Annotated in this window: 26 protein-coding genes and 1 riboswitch; of the genes, 7 read left to right on the forward strand and 19 right to left on the reverse strand. The window is 68.4% G+C overall.

What is annotated here, in order from left to right:
* Positions 1-2: 2 nt before the first annotated feature.
* From RBB34_RS15530 to RBB34_RS15580, 11 genes are all read right to left on the reverse strand, one after another.
* Complete coding sequence (locus tag RBB34_RS15530) at positions 3-1,652, reverse strand: BCCT family transporter (protein ID WP_306120150.1); 1,650 nt, start codon at positions 1,650-1,652, stop codon at positions 3-5.
* A 45-nt stretch (positions 1,653-1,697) separates the two neighbouring features.
* Positions 1,698-2,117, reverse strand: a complete 420-nt coding sequence (locus RBB34_RS15535) for a universal stress protein (protein ID WP_306120151.1) — start codon at positions 2,115-2,117, stop codon at positions 1,698-1,700.
* Positions 2,118-2,553: 436 nt separating this feature from the next.
* Complete coding sequence (gene rhmD, locus RBB34_RS15540) at positions 2,554-3,744, reverse strand: L-rhamnonate dehydratase (protein ID WP_306120152.1); 1,191 nt, start codon at positions 3,742-3,744, stop codon at positions 2,554-2,556.
* Positions 3,745-3,771: 27 nt separating this feature from the next.
* On the reverse strand, positions 3,772-4,827 hold the full coding sequence (locus tag RBB34_RS15545) for a Gfo/Idh/MocA family oxidoreductase (protein ID WP_306120153.1): 1,056 nt from the start codon (positions 4,825-4,827) through the stop codon (positions 3,772-3,774).
* A 12-nt stretch (positions 4,828-4,839) separates the two neighbouring features.
* Positions 4,840-5,604 (reverse strand): SDR family NAD(P)-dependent oxidoreductase, encoded by a 765-nt coding sequence (locus RBB34_RS15550; RefSeq protein ID WP_306120154.1) that lies wholly within the window; start codon positions 5,602-5,604, stop codon positions 4,840-4,842.
* The gene (locus tag RBB34_RS15555) at positions 5,597-6,388 is read right to left on the reverse strand and encodes an SDR family NAD(P)-dependent oxidoreductase (protein ID WP_306120155.1); all 792 of its coding nucleotides are present in this window, start codon (positions 6,386-6,388) and stop codon (positions 5,597-5,599) included. The genes RBB34_RS15550 and RBB34_RS15555 overlap by 8 nt, the downstream gene beginning before the upstream one ends.
* A complete protein-coding gene (locus RBB34_RS15560; RefSeq protein ID WP_306120156.1) occupies positions 6,385-7,203 on the reverse strand; it encodes a sugar phosphate isomerase/epimerase family protein in 819 nt (272 codons plus the stop codon). Before RBB34_RS15560 ends, RBB34_RS15555 begins: the two co-directional genes overlap by 4 nt.
* 38 nt (positions 7,204-7,241) lie before the next feature.
* Complete coding sequence (locus RBB34_RS15565; RefSeq protein WP_306120157.1) at positions 7,242-8,738, reverse strand: sugar ABC transporter ATP-binding protein; 1,497 nt, start codon at positions 8,736-8,738, stop codon at positions 7,242-7,244.
* A gap of 67 nt (positions 8,739-8,805) precedes the next feature.
* On the reverse strand, positions 8,806-9,957 hold the full coding sequence (locus RBB34_RS15570) for a sugar ABC transporter substrate-binding protein (RefSeq protein ID WP_306120158.1): 1,152 nt from the start codon (positions 9,955-9,957) through the stop codon (positions 8,806-8,808).
* A 95-nt stretch (positions 9,958-10,052) separates the two neighbouring features.
* Positions 10,053-11,039: a C-terminal binding protein gene (locus tag RBB34_RS15575; protein ID WP_306120159.1), complete on the reverse strand. Its 987-nt coding sequence runs from the start codon at positions 11,037-11,039 to the stop codon at positions 10,053-10,055.
* Entirely contained in the window at positions 11,036-11,758 is a 723-nt protein-coding gene (locus RBB34_RS15580; protein WP_306120160.1) for a FadR/GntR family transcriptional regulator, read from the reverse strand. The genes RBB34_RS15575 and RBB34_RS15580 overlap by 4 nt, the downstream gene beginning before the upstream one ends.
* Positions 11,759-11,865: 107 nt before the next feature.
* On the opposite strand from RBB34_RS15580, the gene RBB34_RS15585 reads away from it, so the two are divergent.
* From RBB34_RS15585 to RBB34_RS15595, 3 genes are all read left to right on the forward strand, one after another.
* On the forward strand, positions 11,866-12,993 hold the full coding sequence (locus RBB34_RS15585; protein ID WP_306120161.1) for a mandelate racemase/muconate lactonizing enzyme family protein: 1,128 nt from the start codon (positions 11,866-11,868) through the stop codon (positions 12,991-12,993).
* 18 nt (positions 12,994-13,011) lie between these two features.
* On the forward strand, positions 13,012-13,998 hold the full coding sequence (locus RBB34_RS15590) for an ABC transporter permease (RefSeq protein WP_306120162.1): 987 nt from the start codon (positions 13,012-13,014) through the stop codon (positions 13,996-13,998).
* 66 nt (positions 13,999-14,064) lie between these two features.
* Complete coding sequence (locus RBB34_RS15595) at positions 14,065-15,024, forward strand: XdhC family protein (RefSeq protein ID WP_306120163.1); 960 nt, start codon at positions 14,065-14,067, stop codon at positions 15,022-15,024.
* A gap of 9 nt (positions 15,025-15,033) precedes the next feature.
* Here the strand turns inward: RBB34_RS15595 and RBB34_RS15600 are convergent, their stop codons facing one another.
* From RBB34_RS15600 to RBB34_RS15610, 3 genes are all read right to left on the reverse strand, one after another.
* On the reverse strand, positions 15,034-15,330 hold the full coding sequence (locus RBB34_RS15600) for a hypothetical protein (protein ID WP_306120164.1): 297 nt from the start codon (positions 15,328-15,330) through the stop codon (positions 15,034-15,036).
* 92 nt (positions 15,331-15,422) lie between these two features.
* Positions 15,423-16,562 carry an iron-containing alcohol dehydrogenase gene (locus tag RBB34_RS15605; RefSeq protein ID WP_306120165.1) on the reverse strand — a complete coding sequence of 380 codons (1,140 nt, stop codon included), beginning with the start codon at positions 16,560-16,562 and terminating at the stop codon, positions 15,423-15,425.
* Positions 16,563-16,713: 151 nt separating this feature from the next.
* Positions 16,714-16,941 carry a hypothetical protein gene (locus tag RBB34_RS15610; RefSeq protein WP_306120166.1) on the reverse strand — a complete coding sequence of 76 codons (228 nt, stop codon included), beginning with the start codon at positions 16,939-16,941 and terminating at the stop codon, positions 16,714-16,716.
* Between the two features lie 163 nt (positions 16,942-17,104).
* Between RBB34_RS15610 and RBB34_RS15615 the strand changes: the two genes are divergently transcribed.
* The 4 genes from RBB34_RS15615 to RBB34_RS15630 all read left to right on the forward strand — a co-directional run bounded on the left by RBB34_RS15615 (position 17,105) and on the right by RBB34_RS15630 (position 20,035).
* The gene (locus tag RBB34_RS15615; protein ID WP_306120167.1) at positions 17,105-17,461 is read left to right on the forward strand and encodes a DUF1636 family protein; all 357 of its coding nucleotides are present in this window, start codon (positions 17,105-17,107) and stop codon (positions 17,459-17,461) included.
* Positions 17,462-17,621: 160 nt separating this feature from the next.
* Positions 17,622-18,446: an ABC transporter substrate-binding protein gene (locus tag RBB34_RS15620; RefSeq protein WP_306120168.1), complete on the forward strand. Its 825-nt coding sequence runs from the start codon at positions 17,622-17,624 to the stop codon at positions 18,444-18,446.
* Positions 18,447-19,304, forward strand: a complete 858-nt coding sequence (locus RBB34_RS15625) for an amino acid ABC transporter permease (protein ID WP_306120169.1) — start codon at positions 18,447-18,449, stop codon at positions 19,302-19,304.
* Positions 19,301-20,035, forward strand: coding sequence for an amino acid ABC transporter ATP-binding protein (locus tag RBB34_RS15630; protein ID WP_306120170.1), 735 nt, complete (start codon positions 19,301-19,303; stop codon positions 20,033-20,035). Before RBB34_RS15625 ends, RBB34_RS15630 begins: the two co-directional genes overlap by 4 nt.
* A 98-nt stretch (positions 20,036-20,133) precedes the next feature.
* Here the strand turns inward: RBB34_RS15630 and RBB34_RS15635 are convergent, their stop codons facing one another.
* The 5 genes from RBB34_RS15635 to RBB34_RS15655 all read right to left on the reverse strand — a co-directional run bounded on the left by RBB34_RS15635 (position 20,134) and on the right by RBB34_RS15655 (position 23,707).
* Complete coding sequence (locus tag RBB34_RS15635; RefSeq protein ID WP_306120171.1) at positions 20,134-21,099, reverse strand: NAD(P)-dependent oxidoreductase; 966 nt, start codon at positions 21,097-21,099, stop codon at positions 20,134-20,136.
* A gap of 219 nt (positions 21,100-21,318) precedes the next feature.
* Positions 21,319-21,807 carry a hypothetical protein gene (locus tag RBB34_RS15640; RefSeq protein ID WP_306120172.1) on the reverse strand — a complete coding sequence of 163 codons (489 nt, stop codon included), beginning with the start codon at positions 21,805-21,807 and terminating at the stop codon, positions 21,319-21,321.
* An 83-nt stretch (positions 21,808-21,890) separates the two neighbouring features.
* Complete coding sequence (locus tag RBB34_RS15645) at positions 21,891-22,598, reverse strand: CbtA family protein (protein ID WP_306120173.1); 708 nt, start codon at positions 22,596-22,598, stop codon at positions 21,891-21,893.
* 16 nt (positions 22,599-22,614) lie between these two features.
* On the reverse strand, positions 22,615-22,785 hold the full coding sequence (locus RBB34_RS15650) for a CbtB domain-containing protein (RefSeq protein ID WP_306120174.1): 171 nt from the start codon (positions 22,783-22,785) through the stop codon (positions 22,615-22,617).
* A gap of 29 nt (positions 22,786-22,814) precedes the next feature.
* A riboswitch (cobalamin riboswitch) is annotated at positions 22,815-23,030 on the reverse strand.
* A gap of 80 nt (positions 23,031-23,110) precedes the next feature.
* Positions 23,111-23,707 (reverse strand): hypothetical protein, encoded by a 597-nt coding sequence (locus tag RBB34_RS15655; RefSeq protein WP_306120175.1) that lies wholly within the window; start codon positions 23,705-23,707, stop codon positions 23,111-23,113.
* Between the last annotated feature and the right edge of the window lie 82 nt (positions 23,708-23,789).

Below are 23,789 nucleotides of genomic sequence, written 5' to 3' on the forward strand. Positions count from 1 at the left end.
CCTCAGCGCTCTTCGGCCTGAAGGCCGCGGACGATCGCCCAGCACATCAGCAGCAGGACGAGCGTAAACGGCAGCCCGGTGGAGATCACCATGGCCTGCAGCGCGGTCAGTCCGCCGCCGATCAGCAGCACGATGGCGACCAGCCCCTCGAAGGTGCACCAGAACACGCGCTGGCTGACCGGCGCATCGACCTTGCCGCCGGCGGTGATCGTGTCGATGACCAGCGAACCGGAGTCCGAGGAGGTCACGAAGAACACGATCACCAGCACGATGCCGATGGTCGAGGTGATGGCGGCCAGCGGCAGGCTTTCCAGCATCGCGAACAGCGAAAGCTCCGGCGAGTAGTTGTCGATCACATTGGCCTTGACCGCCGAGGTCTCGGGGTTGGCGATCATGTCGCTGATCGCCGCGCCGCCGAACACCGCCATCCACAGGATACACACCAGCGAGGGGATGATCAGGACGCAGGTGATGAACTCGCGCACCGTGCGGCCGCGGCTGACGCGGGCGATGAACATGCCCACAAAGGGCGACCAGGAGATCCACCAGGCCCAGTAGAAGGCCGTCCAGCCCTGCATGTAGCCGGTGTCCTCGCGCCCGAACGGGTTCGACAGCGGGATCAGCTGCTGGGCGTAGGCGACCAGGCCCGAGCCGAACTCGCTGAGGATCGTGGCCGCGCCCGCCGCAAACAGCACGAACAGCAGCAACAGCGCCGCAACACCCATATTGATCTCGGAGAGCACCTTGACGCCGCCATCAAGCCCGCGCAGCACCGAGACCAGCGCCACCGCCGTGATCGCCAGGATCAGGATCACCTGCACCGTGGTCGAAAACGGGATGCCGTAGACATAGTTCATGCCGGCATTGGCCTGCTTGGCGCCAAGGCCCAGCGACGTGGCAAGGCCGAACAGCGTGGCGAACACGGCGAGCGTGTCGATCACATGTCCGGTCCAGCCCCAGACGCGCTCGCCGAAGATCGGATAGAAGGACGAACGGATCGACAGCGGCAGGCCCTTGTTGTAGGTGAACAGCGCTAGCGCGAGCGCGACCACCGCATAGATCGCCCAGGGGTGCAGGGCCCAGTGATAGGAGGTCGCCGCAAGGGCGATCTCGCGAGCCTGCTCGACATTGGCCGATATCAGGTCGCCGTCTTCGGTGAACGGGCGCACCGTGCCGAGCGGCGCGTCGCCCCAGGGAGTGGCGAAATAGTAGGCCGGCTCGAGCACGCCGAAGAACATCAGTCCGATGCCCATGCCGGCGGCGAACAGCATGGCGAACCAGCCCAGATAGGAATAGTCGGGCGTGGCCTCCTTGCCGCCCAGGCGCACGCTGCCCCAGGGACTGACGATCAGCGCCAGGCAGAAGATGACGAAGATGTTGGCCGACGACAGGAAGAACCAGTCGAACGTGCTGGTCAGGGCCGGGCGCAGCCAGCCGAAGAAATCGGACGCCTGGCCCGGCGCGATCAGCGCATAGGCCACAAACGCGATCACCGACAGGCCGGAGATCAGAAAGACAGGGTTGTGAATGTCGAAGCCGAAGGGTCCGAGCTTGCCTTCGATGTTGTCCTGACCGATCTCGAAATCGGTATCGATCAGGTCGGATGCGCCTTCGGGTTCGGGAATCCCCGTTGGGGTCGCTTGATCAGTCATGGCAAATCCTCTTGAAAGATCGATGTGCGGATGTGCGCCCCGCGCTCATGCATCGCGAACGACGAAGACCGACGCCTTGGCGTGGCCGGCCACGCGGCCGCCATTGGAGGGCCAGATGTAATCGGTCAGTGTGGGGACGTGCGATGCCATCACCACCAGGTCCGCGCCGATATCGCCGACGCATTTGAGAAGCGCATCGTCCAGATCGGTGGTCGGGTCGTGCGAGGTGACGGGATGGATTTCCGTCTTGATGCCGTGCTCGTCGGCCTGTTGCTTGGCAAAGACCGACAGTTTCTCGGCAAATTCCTGCGGGTTGTGTCCCACCGGGCCGGGCGCGGCCGCCGCGACGCTGACATAGCAGACCGTGGCATCGTAGTGCCGCGCCAGGTCCGCAGCGGTCTTCAGCGCCTTGCCGAGCTGATCGGTATGCCTCAGATCGACCGGCGTCATGATCTTTCGGTACATGTGCGTCGTCTCCCTCCAGATGTGATTGTCCGTTCTTTCGCGCGATGGCGGACCGTCGGTGTTGCGCGTGGCCGTGCCTGTGCGGACACGGCCGCCGATCGCAAGCAGACGCCCCGATTCGTGCGCCGGCCTTGCCGCGGCGGCCGCGTGCGGCTCGCACGGGGCAACCGCGCCGGAGCGCTGGCCGGCCATCGGCCGGCCCCGTTTTCGGGCGCGCCGGACCGAAGCCGACGGGCCCGATGACTGCGTTCGGTTCCGTGGACCTCGGGCATTGCCGTTGGCGGTTGCACAGAAGCCCTTCAAGGTCAACCAAGCGCGCCCGGCCGTCAACCGGAGCTTTGCGCGTCGGACCGGTGACGAGGAAGAATTCGACCCAACCGCGGGCCGGCCGCGGCCGCCTGTCCGGTCGAGGCGACCAGACGCGCCGGCGCTCCGGTCAGCTTTCGGCGTAGGGCCTGTTGAGCGGCACCGCACCACGGTTCAGTTCGAGCCCGAAGCCCGGCTCGTCGGACAGCACCAGCCGGCCGTCCTGGGGTATCGCCTCGTTCTCGAACAGCGTGCCGAAGACCGGTTCGAGACGGTCGGCTTCGGGCGAGGTGATCAGATATTCGCAGAACGGACAGTTGGGCTGGCTCATCACATAGTGATAGCTGTAGGCGCCCGAGCCGTGCGGGACGACGGCGATGTCGTAAGCGGCGGCCATGGCGGCCAGGCGCAGCGCTTCGGTCAGTCCGCCAAGCCACATCATGTCGGGCTGGATGATGTCGACGGCACGGCTGGCGACGAGATCGCGATAGCCGTAGCGGGTGAACTCGTGCTCGCCGGTAGTCCATTTCTGGAACGGGGCGCGCTGCTTGAGCAGACGATGGCCGTCGACGTCGTCCGGCGAGAGCGGCTCCTCGATCCAGTTGATGTCGAGATCGCGCACCGCATAGGCAAGATCGACCGCATAGGGCACATCGAGGGCCATGTAGCAGTCGACCATGAGCGCGAAGTCCGGGCCGACGGCATCGCGATGGCGGGCGAGGAAATCGCGGTTCTCGGCCAGGCCGGCTCGGCCGTCGGCGGGGCCGAGCGGCAGCGGCACCTTGCCGCCCCAGAAGCCCATCTGCCGGGCGATATCGGGGCGCGGGCCGGTGCAGTAAAAGCGCAGTTCGTCCCTGGTCCGGCCGCCGATCATCTTGTAGACGGGCTCGCCGCGCAGCCGGCCAAGGCCGTCCCAGAGCGCCAGGTCGACGACGCTGAGCGCGGCCAGCGTGACCCCCTTGCGCCCATAGGGCAGGCTGGCGCGATACATCTGGTCCCACAGCCGGGCGATGTCGCGAATGTCGGCGCCGATCAGGAAGCGGCGGAAGTGCCTTTCGATCAGGAAGCAGGCCGGATCGCCGCCAAGGCCGGTGGCGATGCCGATCGTGCCGTCCTCGGTCTCGATCTCGACGAGTATGCTGCCGAGCACGTCGATGCCCCAGGAGGTGCGGCTGCGCTTGTAGGCCGGATAGGCCGACATCGGCGTGGCGATGGGGCTGTCGATCAGCCAGTGGCCGGCGTGGCGATCGTGATAGTCGCCGCCCGCCCCGCGCGCGTCGATCGTATGGGCGCGGATGTCGGCGATGGTCCAGCGTTGCATGGTGCGATCCGTCCTCGTCGGGGCGCGTCAGCGTCTGGCCGCCTGGCCAGTCTCGGCGGAGCGGTACATGGCGTCGAGCACCTCGACGGCGCGCATGCCGACCGAGCCGTCCGCCTCGTTGGCGATATCCATGCCCCGGCACAGATCGACGAAGCGGTTGATCGGCCCCTCGGTGGAATAGGCGGCGGCGCCCTCGCCCGGCTTGAAGTCGTGCACATAGTCGTCACCGTCGAGCCGGCGCAATTCCAGCCGTTCGCGCTCGATGTCCAGGAACAACAGCCCCTCGTCGCCGTAGAGGCGAATGTCGATATGCGGGCCGACATGCTTGGGGATCGCCGCCGAGCCCGACAGCACGCAGGTGGCGCCGTTTTGCATGGTCACCACGGCCGCGTCGAAATAATCGGCGCCGGTGGGCGACTTGCCGGTCCTGGCATAGACCTCGGCGGGACGGTCGGGAACGATGCGGAACAGCGCGCCGAGCGCGTGCGAAAGCTGGCCCCAGCCATAGCCGCCGGCGTTCCTGGGGTCGGCCCAGGTCGAGGGCGGCGGGCGGAAGGTGTGCTCGGCGGTCTCGACCATGGGCTCGCCGCCGAACAGGTCGAGCAGCGCCGAGCCCATCTGGCAGGTGGCGTGGCGCAAGGTGCCGATGCGGCCCTCGGCGACCAGCCTGGCCGCCATGGGCATGAAATGGGTGAAGTTCCAGCCATGGGGGATCATGATCTGGCGGCCCGCCCTTTCGGCGCGGGCGACCAGGTCGCGCGCGTCCCGGGCCGATGTCGTCATCGGCTTTTCGATCAGCACATGGGCGCCGGCATCGAGCGCGGCGACCGCGTTGTCGTAATGGGCGGTGTGGGGCGAGGCGATGACGACGCCATCGGGTTTGGTCTGCGCCACCAGTTCGCGGAAATCCTCTGTGGCAAAGGGCACGTCGAAGCGCGCACGGACCAGTTCGAGCTCCTGGGCGCCAAGGCGCGAGACGCCGACGATGTCGCAGTCCTGTTCCCGCTTCTTCAGATTGGGCAGGTGGAATTCGGTCGCCCACCAGCCCGCGCCGATCACGGCGATGCGTGCGCGTTCGCTCATCATTGTCCTCCCTTAACGTGTCGTGTCGGCTTGCATGCGCCTGCCGATTTCGGGGTCGCGAATGTCGACCATCTGTCCGGCGAGATCGTCGACGCGGCCCGAAACCAGCCAGGCGATCATCTCGGCGGGCGCGGAAACGGGCGCCAGGTTCTCGCGCGGGATGTCGGAGACGCGGTTGATCCTGGCGGCACGGATCGCGGTCTGCATGCCGGTGTCGACGACGCCGGGCGCAAAGCCGAAGCCGCGGATGCCGACCGGCGTCCCTTCCAGATCGATCGAGCGGGTGAGCATCAGCAGCCCCGCCTTGGAGGCGCAATAGGCGGCCCAGCCCTCCATCGGCCCGACGGCGGCGCCCGACAGAAGGTTGAGGACGCGCCCGCCACCCATCAGCGTGTCCCAGGCGGCGTGGACCACCGCCAGCGCGCCCGACAGGTTGATGCGGCAGGCGCGGTCGAAGTCCTGCGGATCGATGGCGCCGAGCCTGGCCATGGGTTCGATCACCGCGGCGTTGTTGACGACGATGTCGAGCCCGCCGAGCTGTTCGACGGCGCCCTCGACGCGGCCGCGCACCGCGCCCAGATCGCCGACATCGAGCGCCCAGTCGAAGGCCTCGCCGCCGGCCTCCATGATCTCGGCGACCACGGGCTCGCAATCGCCGGGCTTGCGCCCGCACACGGCGACATGGGCGCCGTGCCGGGCCAGAACGCGCGCCGTCTCGCCGCCAATGCCGTGGCGGGCACCGGTGACGAGCGCGCGCCTGCCTTCAAGATCAGCCATAGGGGTTCTCCAGTTGCTCGGGATCGGGCGCGACACCATAGGCCTGAAAGCCGCCGGTGACATAGATGAACTCGCCGGTGATGAAATCGGCATCCGGGCCCATCAGGAAGGACACGGCGCCACCGACGTCGTCGGGCGTGCACCAGCGCCCGAGCGGTATGGTCTTGTGCACCTGCGCCTCGAAGTCCTCCCAGGCCATGCCCAGGCTGTCGGCCTTGGCCTTGAAATGCCTCGCCATGCCGGTGCCGGGGCCGACATGGCCCGGCCCGACGCCATTGACGCGCACGCCGGCGCGGGCGACCTCGACGGCCAGGCACTGGGTCAGCGCGTAGATGGCGCTCTTGGAGGCCATGTAGGCGGCAGAAAAGGGGTTTCCGAAATTAACGCGCGTGACGATGTTGACGATGCGGCCCTGGCGTGCCCTGACCATGTGGCGCGCGCCCTCCCGGCACATCAGGAAGGTGCCGCGCGCATTGATCGAATGGATGCGGTCCCAGTCCTGGGCGGTGCTCGCCACCACCGAGACGTTCTTGTGCACGCCGGCATTGTTGACCAGGCCCCACAGGCCCCGGTCGCGGGCGATGGCGCCGACGGTTTCGACGACCGCGGCTTCATCGGCGATGTCCAGAACACACGCCTGGGCGCCGATCCCGGCGGCGGCCCGTTCAACGGCGGCGGCGTCGATATCGGCGATGACGACCTGCCGGCCGTCATCGATCAGGCGCCTGGCGATGGCAAGGCCCAGACCGCCGGCCGCACCGGTGACGAGGACGGCGCCGGTCACGCCGCGCTCCAGGCTCGAAAGGCGTCGCGCATCCTGACGGTCTCGGACAGGACGTCGTCATGGACCGTGGCCATATAGGCCTGGTGCACATACTCGATGGCGAGCCAGCCGTCATAGCCGGCATCGCGCAGGGCGGCGAAGAAGGCGGGGAAATTCAGCGTCCCCTCCTCCATCTTGGCCTGCAGCGCGCCGGGCCGCGCCTGGCGCAGATGGACATGGCCGGCATGCGGGACAAGCGCCTCGATCTCGTCCTGCCGGTAGCCGATGACGGCGAAGTGGGCCGGATCGAGCGTCAGCGCGAGACCGGGCACCTTGTCGATCAGCGCGGCAGCAAGCTCCGGGCTTTCCAGATAGGAATGCACATGCGGCTCGACGGTGACGGTCACGCCGGTGCCGTCGGCCGCCTCGACCATCGGCTTGAGTGCCTCGGCGGTGCTGGCAAGCGCGCTGGCGCGCGACTGGCCCGGCCCGAGCAGCCCGGGCAGGACGAAGATCGTCGGCGCACCCACGGCCCGGCAGAAGGCGAGCGCGGCGTTGAAGTCGGCGAGGTTGCGCGCATCGGGCGGCGACTGGGCGAGATTGCGCTCGGCGGGATCGGCGCCGAACAGGTGATAGAGGTTCGCCGCGGGGAGCGGCAATGCCCGCCGGAGCTCGGCGCCATAGGCCTGGGGTTCGGCCAGTAGCCGGTCCTTGTCGAGCGCGGCGCGGTAGAAGTAGCCAAGGTCGATGCCGTCAAGGCCGATGGCCCGGGCGATGCTCGCCGCCTCGGCCAGATCGCATTGCGGAAACGACCAGCTCGTCACGCTCAGTTTCATCGGGTGTCCTCCCGGTCATTGGATGTCGGTTGCACCGATCAGGCCGCCTTGCTGGAGCCGGCGGCGTGCATCAGCGCCTCGGCGCCGACCGGCCCGTCGAACCGCGCGACGCTGCGGCCCTTCTGGAGCACGGTCGCGGTGTCGGCAAGGCCGGCGATCTCCTCGGCGTCCGAGGAGATCACGATCACGGTCAGGCCCTGATCGGAGAGCGTGCGCAGATGGGCGTAGATGTCCCGGCGCGCGCCCAGATCGACGCCGCGGGTCGGCTCGTCGAGGATCAGCACGTTGAGGTCGTCGACCAGCCAGCGGCCGATGCAGACCTTTTGCTGATTGCCGCCCGAAAGCCCGCGAATGGGCTGCTCGGGCCCGGTGGTGCGCACGCCGAGCGCGTCGATCCACCTGGCCGCGAACTGCCTCTGGCGCGGCACCGAGATCGTGCCGCCGCGCACATAGCGCGACAGGAAGGGCAACGTGAAGTTCTCGCGCAACGGCATTTCGGCGACGATGCCCTCGGCCTTGCGCTCGCCGGGCACCAAGCCCACACCGCTTGCGATGGCATCGGCGGCAAAGCGCGGCCGGAACGGCGTGCCGTTCAGCGTGATGGTGCCGCCGGTCAGCGCATGGGCGCCGAACAGCGCCTTGCCGATGGTCTGGACGCCCGAGCCGATCAGGCCGAACACGCCGTGGATCTCGCGCTGGCGGGCGGTGATCGAGATGCCGGCCAGCGTGTCGCCGTCGGCGATGTCGCGGGCGACGAAGAACGGCGCGCCGGGCGCAATGGCGGGCGGCGGATAAAGATGCTCCATCTGGCGACCGAGCATGGCCGCGAGCACCGAGTCATGATCGGTTTCGGCGGTCACGAACACGCCCGCATTGATGCCGTCGCGCAGCACCGAGATGCGGTCGGAGACCTCGAAGACCTCGTCGAGATAGTGCGAGATGAAGACGATCGCGGTGCCGGCCTGCCTGAGGCCGGCCATGATGGCGAAAAGCTTGTCGCGCTCGGGCTCGGAGAGCGAGGCGGTCGGCTCGTCCATGACGAGCACGCGCGCCTTGCCGGCGAGAGCGCGGGCGATCTCGACCAGGCGCTGTTCGGACAGGGTCAGCCGCGACAGGCGGGCACGCGCATCGATGTCGCCAAGGCCCAGCTCTTCGAGCAGGTCCTGGGCGCGGCGGACCATTTCGGCAAAACGCACGGTCGCCAGCGGTCCGTCGCCATTTGCGGGCATGGCGCCCAGAAAGACGTTCTCGGCCACCGACAGGTCCGGCAGGACGGACAGCTCCTGCGGGATCAGGCGGATGCCGTGGGCCATGGCATCGCGCGGCGCCTCGATGCGCACGGTCTCGCCGTCGATGCAGACCGTTCCGGCATCGCGGCTGTAGATGCCGGTCATGATCTTCATCAGCGTCGACTTGCCGGCACCATTGGCGCCCAGAAGCGCGACGATCTCGCCGGCATCGATCGCAAAGCCGACGTCGTCGAGCACCAGATTGTTGCCGAAGGCCTTTCTTATGCCGGTCATGTCGAGCAGCATGGCGCGCCTTTCCGGAACGGCCGGTTGACGGTGGCCGGGCCCGCGCAGGGCGGGCCCGAAGCGGCAATCAGTTGGACGGGATCAGGGTCTCGTAGCCCTGCAGCTCTTCCTTGCCGCGCAAGCTCGCCAGGTGCTCCTCGAACGCCTCCTGCGGGAAGGTGTATTCGAAGTCCGGCCCCTCGCCGCATTCGACATCGTAGAACTCGCAGATATTGGCCTTGGTCACCATGACATGGTTGACGAGGACGGCCGGGGGCACGTCGACGCCGGCAAGCTCCATCAGCGCGATCGGCACCAGATAGTTGCCGTAGCGCTCGGGGAAGTAGCCGACCGAGGCGATCAGGCGTTCCTCGGTGGCCAGCGTTTCGACCTCGTCGGCGCCCATGCCGACGAACAACGCGTTGTCGGCGCGGCCGGCCTGGGTGGTCGCGCGCAGCATGCCGGTGACCGACTGGTCGTTGATGGCAATGCCCATGATCGGCACGCCCTGGGGAATGCGCCCGATGACGTTGTTCATCTGGGTGAAGGATTCCTGCAGCGTGTTCTTGGTGTCGATCCTGATGATCTGATCTTCGGGGAAATCCTCGACGACCGCCTGAAAGCCGGCGATCTGGCCGCCGGTGCGCATGGCGGGAATGGCGCCCGACTGCGGCAGCTCGCCGACGACCAGATAACCGTCATTGACCGCCTCTTCGCCCCATTCGGCGATCGCGGCCTGGGCCAGGAACGCCCCGCCCATGAAACCCGAACGCGGGTTGTTGGCGCCGAAGAAGGTCGCGCCGGGCATCGGGATGTCGATGGCGGTGACCGGAATGTCGGCCTCGTTGAACTTCTGCATCACCGTGGGGCCGAAATTGACGTCGGTCTGGAACTCGATGACATAGTCGACATTGCGGCGCACATAGCTTTCCGCGTTCTGCAATGCGACGGCGCCGTCGAGCCGGTTGTCGGTGACGAGCAGTTCGATGCCGGCCTTTTCGGCATTGGCCTCGATGCCCTGTTCGGTCTTGACGCCGAAGGGAATGTCGCGCTGCAGATTGGCAAAGCCGAAGATGTACTCGTCGCCATTGCGCGGCGGCGTGACCTCCTTGGCCGCGGCGACCAGTTCGTCATACTGCTCGGCGGTGATCTCCTGACCCTTGAGGTCTTCGGGCTCCAGTGCGAAGGCCGGCGCGGACAACAGGGCCAGCGCGGCGGTGGTGATCGTGAGTTTGTGCATCGTAACTCCTCCATGCGATGCGCTTGGGGCAGCGGGACGCCGCCCCTTCCCTGCGGCCGGTCGTGCCGGTCCGCAATCGGTGTGAGGGCGGGCCGTCACGAGACGGCCTCGCGCTGCGGGCCGCTGCCCGGCACCGGCTTTCTGAGCGGCCGGCCGGCCAGGTGATTGGCGATATCCTGGGCGACCAGCCCCTGAAGCCGGCCGATCGCCGCGTCCGAATACCAGGCGGCGTGGGGGGTCAGCAGCAGGTTGGGCGCCCGGCGCAGGGGCGAGTCCGCCGGCAGCGGCTCGACCGCGAAGACATCGAGCGCGGCGCCGCCGATAACGCCGTCCCTGAGCGCGGCGGCGAGATCGTCCTCGTCGATCAGGGCGCCGCGGGCGGTGTTGACGATGAGCGCATGCGGGCGCATGGACGACAGCCGCGCCGCGCCCACGAAGCCGACCGTGTGTTCGGTTGCCGGCGCATGCAGGCTGATCGCATCGCAGGTCGCAAAAAGGGCGTCGGCATCCACCTTGTCGATGCCAAATTGCCCCGCTTTCTGGGCCGCAAGCGCCGGATCGGCGGCGGCGAAGGCAAAGCCGAAAGGCGCAAGCCGGCGATGAACGCCGCGCGCGATCTGGCCGAAGCCGAAAAACCCGATGCGCGTGTCCGAAAACGGTTTCAGCGGCGCGGCGACCGCGACCGCCGCCCACTCGTTGCGGCGCACCGAAGCGTCGAGCGCGGGCAGCTTGCGCAGCATCGCCAGAAGGCTGGCCGCGGTGTGGTCGGCGACCTCGTCGGGGCAATAGTCCGGCACATAGCCGACCGGATGGTTGCGCGCGCCGGCGGCGCGGACATCGATATTGTCGTAGCCGATGCCGTATCGGATGATGGCGGCGCCGGGCGCCAGGCCGGCAATGGCGTCGGCGTCGAGTTCGGCGAACTGGACGATGGCGATATCGGCGCCGCGCACCGCATCGGCGACCTCGCCGGGGCTCTTGCATTGATGCGCGCGCAATCGGGCGCCGGCGGCCCGTGCCGCGGCGCATTCGCGCTCAAGATCGGGGAAGGTATAGTCGGTGACGACGACCTTGCGGGTCATGGCTGCTCCGCCTGGCATGCCTTGGTGGTGTCGAGCACGAAGTCCATGTGCGCGGCCATGGCGGCGCGCGCGGCCTCGGCGTCGCCGGCCTTGAGAGCATCGACAATCGCCTCGTGATCGCCGACCGAACCGGCCAGGACCGCCGGCGTCTCCGAGGCGATCTTGCGGAATTCGAGGCCCAGCATGTTGAGCGACTGGGCGGCACGCATCAAGAAGGGATTGTCGGCCATATGCGCCAGATGGGCATGGAAGTCGGTGTCCACCTGCCGATAGCGCGAGGGGTCGTCGAGCACCTGCTTCTGCTCGTCCAGGAGCGCGTCGAGCCGGGCAAGGTGCCCCGATCCGGCATTGACGGCGGCCAGCGCGGCGATCTCGCCCTCGATCAGCCGGCGGGCGGCGTACAGCTTTTCGACCGTGACGTCCTGAAGCGTCAGGAAGAAGGTCAGCGGTTGCAGCAGGTCGGCCGCATCGAGCCGGGAGACGAAGACGCCCCCGCCGTGACGCACCTCGAGCACGCCCAGAACGCTCAGCGCGCGCAGCGCCTCGCGAATCGTCGGGCGGCTGACGCCGAACATCTCGGCGAGCCGGCGTTCGGGCGGCAGGCGCTCGCCGGCGGCGAGCTTGCCGGCGCTGACATAGCCGAGCAGCCGGTCGACCACGATGCCGGTCACGCTTTCGCGGCGGATCGTCTCGACCTCGAAGGCCTCTGCCGGCTCCATGTCTCCTCCACGCTCCTCCGGGATCAGGTGAAAGTGGCCTGACCACTTGTTGACTTACCAACTGCATCGGTGCTAGTCAACCACCAAGCGGGAGGAGACCTGACGGCATGAAGATCGACACCATCCAGTCATGGGTGCTGCGCTACCCCGACGCCAACGATCACGGCGAATGGCGGCTGACCGTCTTCGTGCGCGTTCAGACCTGCGACGGCGTGGTCGGCTGGGGCGAGGGCATCGCCATGTGGCCGGAGGCATGCAAGGCCACCAAGCTGTTGATCGACGAAGCCTTCGGCCCGCTGCTGATCGCGGCCGGCGACATCACCGTCGCCCAGGCCTGGGAGATGATGCGCGGCCATTGCTGGTGGTATGGCGAGGGCGGCATCGCCTGCTTTGCCTATTCGGCGCTCGACATGGCGCTGTGGGACATTGCCGGCCAGATCGAGGGCAAGCCGCTTCATGCCCTGCTCGGCGGCAAGAAGCGCGATTTCATGCCGGCCTATGCGTGCAACCACGTCAACAAGGCTACCAATCAGGACAATATCGACGAGGTGGTCGGCTTCAAGCAGGCCGGGTTCGTCGGCGTCAAGCTGGGTTTCGGCAAGCGCGGGCTGTCCAATATCGGACGCGACCCGAAGAACGATGTGGCCTTCATTCGCGCTCTGCGCGCCGCCGTGGGCGATGACTTCGATATCCTCGTGGACGCCGGCCATGGCGTCAGATGGGACCTGTGCACGGGCATCAACACCGTCAGGGCGATGGCCGAATACGGCATCGGCTGGATCGAGGAACCGTTCTATCCCACGCGGATCGAGGCGCATCGCGCGCTCAAGGCGGCGGTGCCGGTGCCGATCGCCATGGGCGAGCGCGCCTTCACCGTCACCGATTACGAACGGCTGATCGCGACCGGCGTCGCCGACGTGCTCGGCGTCGATCCGGGGCGCGTGGAGGGGATCACCGGTTTTGCGCGCGTCGACCAGCGCGCCGGCGCGGCGGGCCTGACCATGAACGCCCATGCCTGGAGCACGGCGGTGACGACGGCGGCAAGCCTGCATCTGTCGCTGGCCTCGGCCAACACCAGGCTGCTCGAACTCAAGCCCTTTGCCGTTTCGGTGCAGACCGAACTGGTCTCCGAGCCGATCGTGCAGCGCGACGGCAGAATTGCGCCGATCGAGCGGCCGGGGCTGGGCATCGACGTCAATGAAGACCTCGTCCGGCGCCTTGCCTGGGACGGCTGATTTCGGGAGATCGCAACGATGACGGACGTGCCCGCAAACGGAGCCAGGAAGACCAGGCACTGGCGCGACCTGCTCAGCCAGGACAATGCCGGCGTGGCCGTGCTCGGCACGCTGTTCCTGATCCTTGTGGTCGGCTTTTCGCTGCTCTCGCCCTACTTCCTCAACGTCAACAACTTGCTGTCGATCGGCACCAACATGGCGGTGATCGGGCTGATGGCGATCGTCGGCACGCCGGTCATCATCGCCGGCGCGCTCGACCTTTCGGTCGCCGCGATCGCCGGGCTGGCCGGGGTGCTGGTCGCGCTGCTCGCCGCCATGGGCATCAATATCTGGCTCGCCGCGCTGCTGGCGGTCATCATCTGCGGCATCATCGGCGGCGGCAACGGGCTGCTCGTGACCCGCCTGCACCTGAACCCGCTGATCGTCACGCTGGGCACGATGAGCATCATCACCGGCTCGGCGCTGGTGCTGACCAACGGGCTGTCCAAGCCGCTGCTCGTGCCGGCCTTCAACTGGCTGGGGTCGGGGCGCGTCTTCGGCGTCCCCTTCCCGGTCATCGCCATGTTCGCCTTCGCCACGTTGTTGTGGTGGATCCTGGCGCGCACGAAGTTCGGCCGCGAGGTCTATGCCGCCGGCGGCAATCCGGAGGCGAGCCGGCTGATGGGCGTCAATGTCGAGCGCATCCAGCTTGTCCTTTACATCGCCTCGGGCGCGGTCGGCGCCATGGCCGGCATCATCCTGGCCGCCATGCTGGGCGCGGCGGCGCCCAACGCGGCCGGCCAGCAACTGCTCACCGTTGTCGCGGCCATCATCCTGGGCGGAACCAGCCTTTACGGCGGGCGCGGCTCGGTGTGGGGCACGGTGTTCGCCGTGCTGATCCTGGGCACGCTCAATAACGGGCTGACCCTGATGAACGTCTCAAGTTTCTGGCAGGAGATCACCCGCGGCACCGTGCTCATCCTGGCCGTCGCCTTCGACCAGATCCGCACGCGGGCGGCGCACTGAGGGGCGGCCGCGCCCGCCGGCGGCGGGGAGATGCGCGGGCGCGAAAACTGCGCTAGAATTGCCGGCATGCGCGATGCTCCCGCCGCAACCGCCGCCGATTTCGGGCCCGACAGCGCGCCGCTGGCCGTGTTGGCCGCGGCTCGGACGCCCGGCGTGCTCGCGGTGATCACGGGCGTGGAAGGCCCCTCCTACCGGCCGCTTGGCGCGATGATGGCGTTTGCCGCCGCTGGCGGGCAAACGGGCTCGCTGTCATCGGGCTGCGTGGAAGCCGACCTGGCGATCCATGCCCAGACGGCGCTGGGCGAAGGCAGACCGCTCGCGGTGCGCTACGGGCGCGGCTCGCCCTTCATCGACATCCAGTTGCCCTGCGGTGGCGGGCTCGAGATCCTGCTGGTGCCGGACCCGGACCGGGCCGTGCTGGACGAGGTCTGCGGCCGGCTCGCCGCGCGCGGCCCGATCACGCTGAGGATCGACGCGGACAGCGGCGCGCTCGGCATCGACGACGCCGCGGCGACGGGCTGGCAGGGGACGGCCTTTGCCGTGCATCTGCAGCCGGAGCTGCAGTTCCTGACCTTCGGCAAGGGGCCCGAGGCGAGCACCTTCGCCGCGCTCGCGCGCTCGGCCGGCTATCGGGCGATGCTGCTGTCGCCGGACGAGGAAACGCTCGCCCATGGCCGGCAGGCGGGCTGCGCGACACGCCATCTGGCACGCCGGGCCATGCCGGCCGACATCGCCCCGGACGGCTGGACCGCGGTGACGCTGTTCTTTCACGACCATGACTGGGAGCCGCCGATCATCGAAGCCGTACTCGAAAGCCCGGCCTTCTATATCGGCGCGCAGGGCAGCCGGCGGGCGCGGCAGGCGCGCGATCTCGACCTTGAGGCGCGCGGCGTCGCGCGCGAGGCGATCGCCCGGGTGCGCGGACCGATCGGGCTGATCGCCTCGGCCCGCGATCCGCGCACGCTGGCGGTTTCGGTGATCGCCGAGATCCTCGATGCGGCGCGGCAGGCGCGGCTGCAGGCGTGAAGCGGCCCGTCAACGCGCCGAGGCGACCAGTGCCCCGGCATCGCGGATGCGGGCCTTGGCGTGCAGATTGCCGACCCGGTCGAGCTGCCAGTCGACGACCACCTGCTGGCTTTCGGCGACGGATCTGGCGGTGACGCATTGCGCCATCATCACCGGCGCGGTCCGGTTCATGCGAATGCGGATGTTGGCGTCGGCTTCGCAGGCCTCGACGGAGGCATAGTGCGGGAAGGTTTCATTGCTCTGGCGGCAGACCATCATCGACTGGTCGCATCCCAGAAGCAGCATGACGGCGACGATCGTTTCCATGTCTTCTCTCCAACTGTTCGTTGGGAAGACGATAGCGGCGGCCGCCGCGGGCCGCCGTGCGATCGGACACAGTGCGCAGCCGGGCCGCGGCCTCAGGGATCGGCCATCGCCGCTTGAAGGATGGCGCGATAGTCGTCCGCCGTCAGCGGCCGTGGGTTGGTGGCGTTGGAGTGATCGAGCACGGCCGCCTCGGCGACATCGGCGACGATCGAGCCGGGCACGCCCATCCGTGACAGCGAGGTCGGAAGGCCAAGACGCGCGACCAGATCGGCCATCGCCCCGGGCAGGTCTTCGGCCGACCCGCAGCCGACGCGCCGGGCCAGCCCATCATATTTGTCGCCGGCAAAAGCGCGGTTGAAGCGCAGCACATGCGGCAGCAGCACGGCATTGAGCGCGCCGTGATGCAAGCGCAGATCCTCGTAGCCGCCGAGCGGATGGGACAGCGCATGCACCGCGCCGAGCCCCTTCTGGAAGGTCAGCCCGCCTTCGAGGGCTGCCATCATCATGGCACTGCGCGCATCGCGGTCGGCGCCCCCGCCGACGGCACGCTCGATATGGGCCAGGCCACGCTCGAGCCCGTCGAGCGCGATTGCCTCGGCCGGCGGGTTGAAGCGCGGCGACAGATAGGTCTCGATGCAGTGAGTGATGGCATCCATGCCGGTCGCTGCGGTGAGCCAGGGCGGCAGGCCAAGCGTCAGTTCAGGGTCGCACACGGCGCGGCCGGGGATGAGGTGAGGGCTGATGAAGCCGAGCTTTCGGCCGTCGTCGAGCGTGATCAGGGCGGCACGGCCGACCTCGGCACCGGTGCCCGCCGTGGTGGGGATCGCGATCACCGGCGCGACATCGGCCGTGACGCGCTCGAGCCCGCCCAGAATCGCCGCATACTGGGCGAGCGGGGACGGATGGGTGGCGAGCAGCGCCACCGCCTTGGCCAGGTCGATCGGCGAGCCGCCGCCAAGCGCGACAAGGCCGTCGCAATGGCCGGCCCGATACTGATCAAGGGCGGCACGCACGGCGCGCTCGGTCGGGTTCGAGGGCGTGGCGTCGAAGACCGGCGCGGTCTTCAGCTGCGGGGCGGCGCGCAGCACACGATGTAGTAGACCGGCGGCGATGACGCCCTCGTCGGTCACGATGAGCGGGCGCTCGATGGCCAGCGCGGCAAGGTCGTCGGCGAGCGCGTCAATGGCGCCGGGCGCAAAGCGGATCGATGTGAGATAGCTGATCTGGGACATGGCCCCTCCCCGCGCCGGGTCCGTGGCAAGGCGCAATTGTTAGCGCGCCTTTCGCCTCGAGGAAACGGTGTTGCGGGTGGGCGGTCGCCATGGGGCGGATGTGGCGGAGCCGGCACGCCCGGCTCCATTGGCGAAGATGCGGGCGGGCGGGTCAGCGCCAGCTCTGCCAGGCCGGGTCGGCGGCGTGGGCCGCAATGCCCATGTCGCGCAGGTCGCGCGGCGAAAGGCCCATGTCGGCCAGGTGTTGGGGCGCGGTTTCGGCGAGCCGGGCGCGGTCGGCGAAGCGCCGCTCCCGGTCGATGAGCCAGGCGATGACGGCGCGGGCGCTGAAGCGGGTTGCGCGGGGTTCGGCGAAGTCGATATGGGCGATGGCGGCCATGGTGGTTCTCCTGGTTGGGCGCGGGGCCGTTGATGCGAGTGCCCTGTTCATGCCATCGCGCGAGGCGGTCCGCTGTGCGCCATCGCACACGGGCGCGGCCGACGCCGGTTCCGTGCCGACGCCCGGTGGTGTAGGCAGCGCGAAAACCACCGGATGGGCATGCATGATCAGGATCGTTGTCTGCGCCACATGCACCGGCGACCGGCTGACCGCCGGCGAGCGCGTATCGGCGGTCGCGACGGCCATCAAGGCAGCCGGCCTGACCGACCGGGTGCGCATCGGCACGGCCGAATGCATGGGCGCCTGCGCCGAGCCGGTGGCGCTCGCTTTGCAGGGCGCGGGGCGGGCGAGCTATCTGTTCTCGGGCATCGCGCTCGCCGATGACGGCGCCGATATCGGCGCGACCTGCAGGGCCTATCTGGACAGCGACGATGGCTGGATCACCGATGCGCGGCCCTGCGGCCGGCTGCGCCTTTGCCTGCGCGCGCGCATCCCCGCCCTGCCCGCCGAAGGCAGATGACGGCCGCATCCGCGTGACCGGCGAAAAACGGCTGGGGCGGTGCGGCGGCCGTGACGGCGCGCCGCGCCCGCGCCATTTGCCGCCGCCGCCCATGCAGATGGGACTGGACAAATCCGGCCCATGGGCCAAACCTACGCCGAGTTCAACGGGAGCCCGCACGATGAAGACCCTCGCATTCGCATTGTCCGCCCTGGCGTTGTCCGCCGGCACCGCCCTTGCCACCGAGCATGGTGCCTGCGCCGACGGAAAGACGCTTGAAGACGGCGTCCTGACCATCGCGACCGGCAATCCGGCCTTCTACCCCTGGGTGCTGAACGACGCCCCGGAGAGCAAGGAGGGGTTTGAGGCCGCCGTTGCCTATGCCATCGCCAATGCGATGGGCTTTGAGGACGACCAGGTCGAATGGGTGCGCACCTCGTTCGACGAGGCGATCCAGCCGGGGCCGAAGGATTTCGACTTCAACATGCAGCAATACTCCATCACGCCCGAACGCGAGGCGATGGTCGATTTCTCCCTGCCCTACTACACATCGGCCATGGCCGTGCTGACCACGCAGGCGATGGTCGATGGCGGGCTCGAGCCGACCGTCGAATCGCTCAGGGGCGTGGTGTGGGGCGCCGATGCGAACACGACGGCCGTGCCGATGCTTCAGCAGATCGTGCAGCCCGAGCGCGATCCGCTGCTGTATGGCGACAACACCGACGTGACCGCGGCCATGCAGGCCCGCCAGATCGACGCGGCGCTGTTCGATCTGCCGACCGCGCTCTATCTGTCCGCCGTGGTGCTCGATGGCGGGGTCGTGCTTGGCCAGTTTCCGGCGGAGCGCTCGGAAAACCCCGACCAGTTCGGCCTCTTGATGGAAGAAGGCAATCCGCTGAAGGAATGCGTGGACGCGGCGATCGCCGAGCTGACCGAATCGGGCGAACTCGCCGCCATCGAGGCCGAATGGCTGCAGGACGCCACCAACGTGCCCGTCATCGAGTAGATGGCCGAGGCCGGACTGAGCAGCGACGCGGCGGCAGCGCCCGCCGCGCCGACGCGCCGCGAACTCTACGAGGCGCGCCAGCGCCGCCGCTCGGTGACGATCGCGGCGGCCTCCACCGCGCTGGTGCTGGCGGCGATCGTCGTGCTCGTGCCGCTGGCGCCCGGCTGGGAGGCCGTGCAGCGCAGCTTCTTCAATGGCGAGGTGTTCGCGCGCACCTTTCCGGGGCTTGTCAACGCGTTCGTGCTCAACATCGCGATCTTCGCCTGGTGCGCGCCGACGATCGCGATCCTGGGGCTTGCGGTCGCGCTGTGCCGGGACGTGCGCGCGCCGGTGCTGTTTCCGCTGCGCATGTTCGGCGCGCTTTATACCGACATCTTCCGCGGCCTGCCGGTGATCCTCGTGATCTATCTGATGGGCTTCGGCATTCCGGGCCTGGGCCTGCCGCGACCGTGGAACTCGCCCTATCTTTGGGGCTCGGTCGCGCTCGTGCTGGTCTATGCGGCCTATGTGGCCGAGGTGTTCCGTTCGGGCATCGAATCCATTCATGAAAGCCAGCGCGCGGCGGCCACCTCGCTCGGCCTTTCGGACCGCGACACCATGCGCTATGTCGTCCTGCCCCAGGCGATCCGCAACGTCATGCCGGCCAACATGAACCTGTTCATCGCGCTGCAAAAGGACGTGGCGCTGCTGTCCTTCATCGGCCCGGTGGAGATCTTCCGCCAGGCCGGCGTCTACAAGTCGCTGTTCGCCAACTTCACGCCCTATGTGGGGGCGGCGCTGATCTTCCTGGCGATCACGATACCGGCGACGCGCTATGCCGACTATCTGTTGCACCGGCAGACAAGGCAGCGCCGGTGACCGCGAAACTGTCGCTGAAGGCGGTGTCCAAGAGCTTCGGGCACAATCACGTGCTGCGCGGCATCGACCTGGATGTGCAAACGGGGCAGATGGCCTGCCTGATCGGCGCGTCGGGGTCGGGCAAGTCGACGCTTTTGCGCTGCATCAACCTGCTCGAGCCGATCGACGACGGCGCCATCGTGCTTGACGGCCAGGACATCGCCGAGCCGGGCCTTGACCCGCAGCCGGTGCGCCAGCGCATCGGCATCGTGTTCCAGTCCTACAATCTGTTCCCGCACATGACGGCGGTCGACAACGTCATGCTCGCCCCGGCCCGCGTCTACGGGCGCAGCAGGGCCGCCCTCAAGGCGCCCGTGACGGCGCTGTTCGAGCGCTTCGGCCTTGCCGGGCACATGCAGCACTATCCCGACCAGCTTTCGGGCGGGCAGCAGCAACGCGTGGCGATCATCCGGGCGCTGGCGATGGAGCCGGAGATCATGCTGTTCGACGAGATCACCTCGGCGCTCGATCCCGAACTCGTCGGCGAGGTGCTCGACGTGCTCCGCCAGTTGCACCGCGACGGCATGACGATGATCCTGGCGACCCATGAGATGGGATTCGCGCGCGAACTGGCCGACACGGTGTGCTTTCTCGATGCCGGCCGCATCGTCGAGGAGGGCCCGCCCTCGGCGCTGTTCTCGGCGCCGCGCCAGGAGCGCACGCGCGCCTTTCTTTCAAGGGTGCTGACCTGAACGTCCCGCCTTTACGGTGTTGGCGCCGCGGCGCATCCACCGGGAGCACCGCATCTGCGCCAAGCGGATGATGATCGCACCGATCGCCAATCACGGCTTCAGCGCCGTGTGATACCTGACGGATTCGCGCTGTCGTCATCGCCCGCATCCTCGCTGTGCCCGCCGGCCCTGACATGCACGGAGGGGTTGCGCGCCTCGAGCGCCAGCAGCAGGGCGCTGTGGTCGTGTTCGGCATGGTCCTCGCCCAGTTCGGCGAACAGCGCCCGCGCGCGCTCGAACAGCGGCAGGTCAATACCGAGCGCGCTGGCCTCGGCGGCGATGGTGGCGAGATCCTTGTCGAAGATGCGCATCGGCCCGCCCGGCGCGAAGTCGCGGTCGGTCATGCGCTTGCCGTGCAGTTCGAGAACGCGGCTGTCGGCGAAACCGCTGCGAAGCGCGGTGCGCACGCGTTCGGGATCGGCGCCGCCGGCCGCCGCCAGAACCAGCGCCTCGCCCACCGCGCCGATGGACAGGGCAACGATGACCTGATTGGCAAGCTTGGCGAGCTGGCCGGTGCCCGATGCGCCGATATGGCTGGCATGGCCGAGCGCGGCGAACACGGGCCCGCAGCGGGCAAAGGCGCGCGCATCGCCGCCGGCCATGATGGCCAGGCTGGCGGCCTCGGCGCCCGCCGTGCCGCCGGAGACGGGCGCATCGAGATAGGCGCAGCCGCGGCTCGCCATCCGTTCGGCCAGTGCCCGCGCCGCAGATGGCGGGATCGAGCTGAAGTCGACGATCACGGCGTGGCGCGCAAGGCCATCGAGCACGGCCTCAGAAAGCAGCACCGCTTCGACCGCCTGCCGGTTCTCGAGCATGACCAGAACGGCATCGGCGTCGGCAACGGCCTCGCCGGCGCTGTCCGCAACGCTCGCACCATCGGCCACGAGCGGCTCGGCCCGGGCGCGCGTGCGGTTCCAGACCGTGAGGGCAAAGCCGGCGCGCGTCAGATTGCGCGCCATCGGAAACCCCATCAGGCCTGTGCCGATGAAGGCGAGCCTTTCGATCGGTCGCGCGTTGGTGTCCATGCCGGTGGTCTCCCCTTCCCTGCCGGCTGCATGCCGGCACCCGGACCCTATGGGACAGGGCGGGCCGGATGCAAAGCCGGTTTGGGTCCGATATGACGCAGTGCCGCCATCGAATCCAACATCGACAGCCGGCCGGCGGCGCCGGGCCGGCCGATGGCCGTTCTGGCATGCGATGCGAAGTCCGATACCAGGTCGATGTCGGATGTCGGTCGCGACCGGTTAAGGCACGGTGACGACCGCGACAGCGCGCAGCGGGTCGTCGCCCACGGCGAGCGTGCGGTGGTCGTTGGTCGTCAGCGACACGGCGATGCGGTTTTCGCCACGGGGCAGGTCGGCGATGTGAAACCACGGTCCATAGTGGCGGGCGATCTTGACGCCGTTGACATAGACATGGGCGTGGCCCTCGCCGGCGCGATGGGCGCGGCTTGCGTTCTCCGGCGCGAAACGGAAGTTCTCGGTCCGGATGTTGAGGTTCCAGCCGGCCATCGGATCGGGTTCGACGGCGATGGCAAGGCTCGGCGCGTCCGGCCCGGGCGCCACGACGTGAGTGGCGGTGTGATCATGGCCGTGAACTGCGGCACCGGCGTGGGCGGCATGGTCGCCATGATCGTGGCCGTCGAGCGTGATGCCGTTTCCGGCCGCCGTGACGAAGCCGATGCCGCCGCCGAACACCAGGCCGATGCCCAGCATGACGAGTGTGCGAGACATGGGTCGATTTCCTGTCGTGACGATGCGCGGGGCGGACGCACCGGTGCGGGCGCCCCGCGTTCTTCAAGTGGCCCGCGCCCGGCTCACGCCGGCTGCGTCGCGCCCTGCGCCTGCCCTTCGCGCTGCCAGAAATGGCCCGCCATCAGGCCCAGCAGCAGCCAGGCGACCAGTCCCACGCCGAAGGCGCGGGCCGCGAACAGGGCGCCGATCTCGGTGGGCACCGGCCCGGTGAAGGCATCGGGCTGGGGCGCGCCGACGACGTGCGGGGCGACCAGCAGCAGCGCGGCGATGCCCCAGGCCAGCCAGCTTCGGCCAAAGGCGATCAGCCAGACGCCGACGGCAGCGGCCGCGACCGTCGCAAACCACCAGGCCTGTCGCGCATGGACATCGGCGGCGGCAACGCCGGGCACCTCGGGCGCGAGCGTGAAGCCCGGCGCCAGATGGGCGACGACAAAGCCGCAAATGCCCCAGATCATGCCGTTGCGCGCATTGATGCGCGCGCCGCGCTGTTCGGCGAGCGCCATGGCGGCGACCATGATCAGCCCGTAACCGGCATAGATCAGCATGGTGAAGACGATGCTCAGCCCGTCGCGCAGCGGATCGATGCCGCCGACATCCTGATGGGCGCTGACAGCGCCTGACGCCTGGGCGCCGAAATGGACGAGCTCGCCCGATTCGTAGAGCTCGGCATGCAGCAGAACGGGCTGCACGAAGGAAAGCTGCAACAGGCTCGCGATCAGGCCGGTCGCAGCACCAGCGAACAGGGCGCTGGTGACGATGCGTGTGTACATGGTTCGACGATCCGGCTCAGTGGCACGGAAAGCCGGTGGCGTGACGCACGTCATGGGCGGCGTCATGCAGCGCCCCGGCCTGGACGTGGCCGGCCACGAAGACGACGCCAAGGCCGATCAGCGCGCACACGATGATCGGCAGCAAGCCGGATTTGCTGCCCGCAAGGGCGGTGGACTGGGTGTTCATGTCTTGCTCCTTCGCCGTCCCACTCGACGGCCGTTGCAGTTGATTCGGGCAGGTCTCCTGACTCGCGCTTCATTGCCGCCCCGCCGCCTTCCCGGGCCCAGTGGCCCAGTGGCTCGTGGCGGGTGGCTCGGCGCTCACAGTTGCGAGGGCAGTCCCGGATCAGGCCCCGAATTGGGTCGTCCCTACCGTGTTCCCTTTTCATCCCTTGAGCTCGGCTCGCAGGAACCCGAACCGCCAGTGTAGGCGGCGACCAGATAAGCCACAATCGCATCAAGGGGCAACCCCCTACGACTTTCGTCGATTACCGCGGCCGGCAGGGCCACGGCTAGCGAGCCGATGCGTCGGTGAAGCGGTGTTCGGCCGTCACCTCGAGGGCGCGGCTGGCGCGCGCATCGCCGTCGGCATCGGGCGCATGGCGGGCGATCGCCGCGTCGCGGGCACGGATCAGCCCGGCGATCGTGGGCTCGTGCGCCGCCACAACGGCGGTCAGCCAGCGGTTCACCAGGTAATTGGGCTGCGGCATGTGGACATCGAAACGCGGCAGCAATGAAACTGTCGGCTCGGCGGCGAGCCAGTCATCGCCGACCACCCATTGGTTCACCGTGAAAAGCCGCACAAGACGCCCGTGCGGATCGACGCCTACCGCGCACAGATGGTGGATCGGGCCATCGGCGCCGTCGGGCCGGACAAAGCAGTGAAAATGGCCGTGCTCGGCTTCGTCGGCCGCCGGATGATGGCTGTGGTAGAACCATTGCGCGCCCGATTGCGGATCGAAAACCTCGCCTTCGGGATAACTCGTCCAGCTTTCGGGCTGGCCGACACCGCGCAGGGTTTCGGTGAGAACGGTTGCACCGCCCTTGGCCAGCACCTGTTCGCAAAAGGCGATCTCGGCGAGCGCCGCCTGGCCTGGCGTCCCGCTCACGATGCGCCGCCGGTGCGAAGACCGTCAGCCTCGGAGCCGTCATCGGGCAGAGGCGCGGGCGGGGGCGGCGGTGCGGCGCGGC

It is taken from the genome of Roseitalea sp. MMSF_3546, from assembly GCF_030732865.1.
GTDB lineage: Bacteria > Pseudomonadota > Alphaproteobacteria > Rhizobiales > Rhizobiaceae > Roseitalea.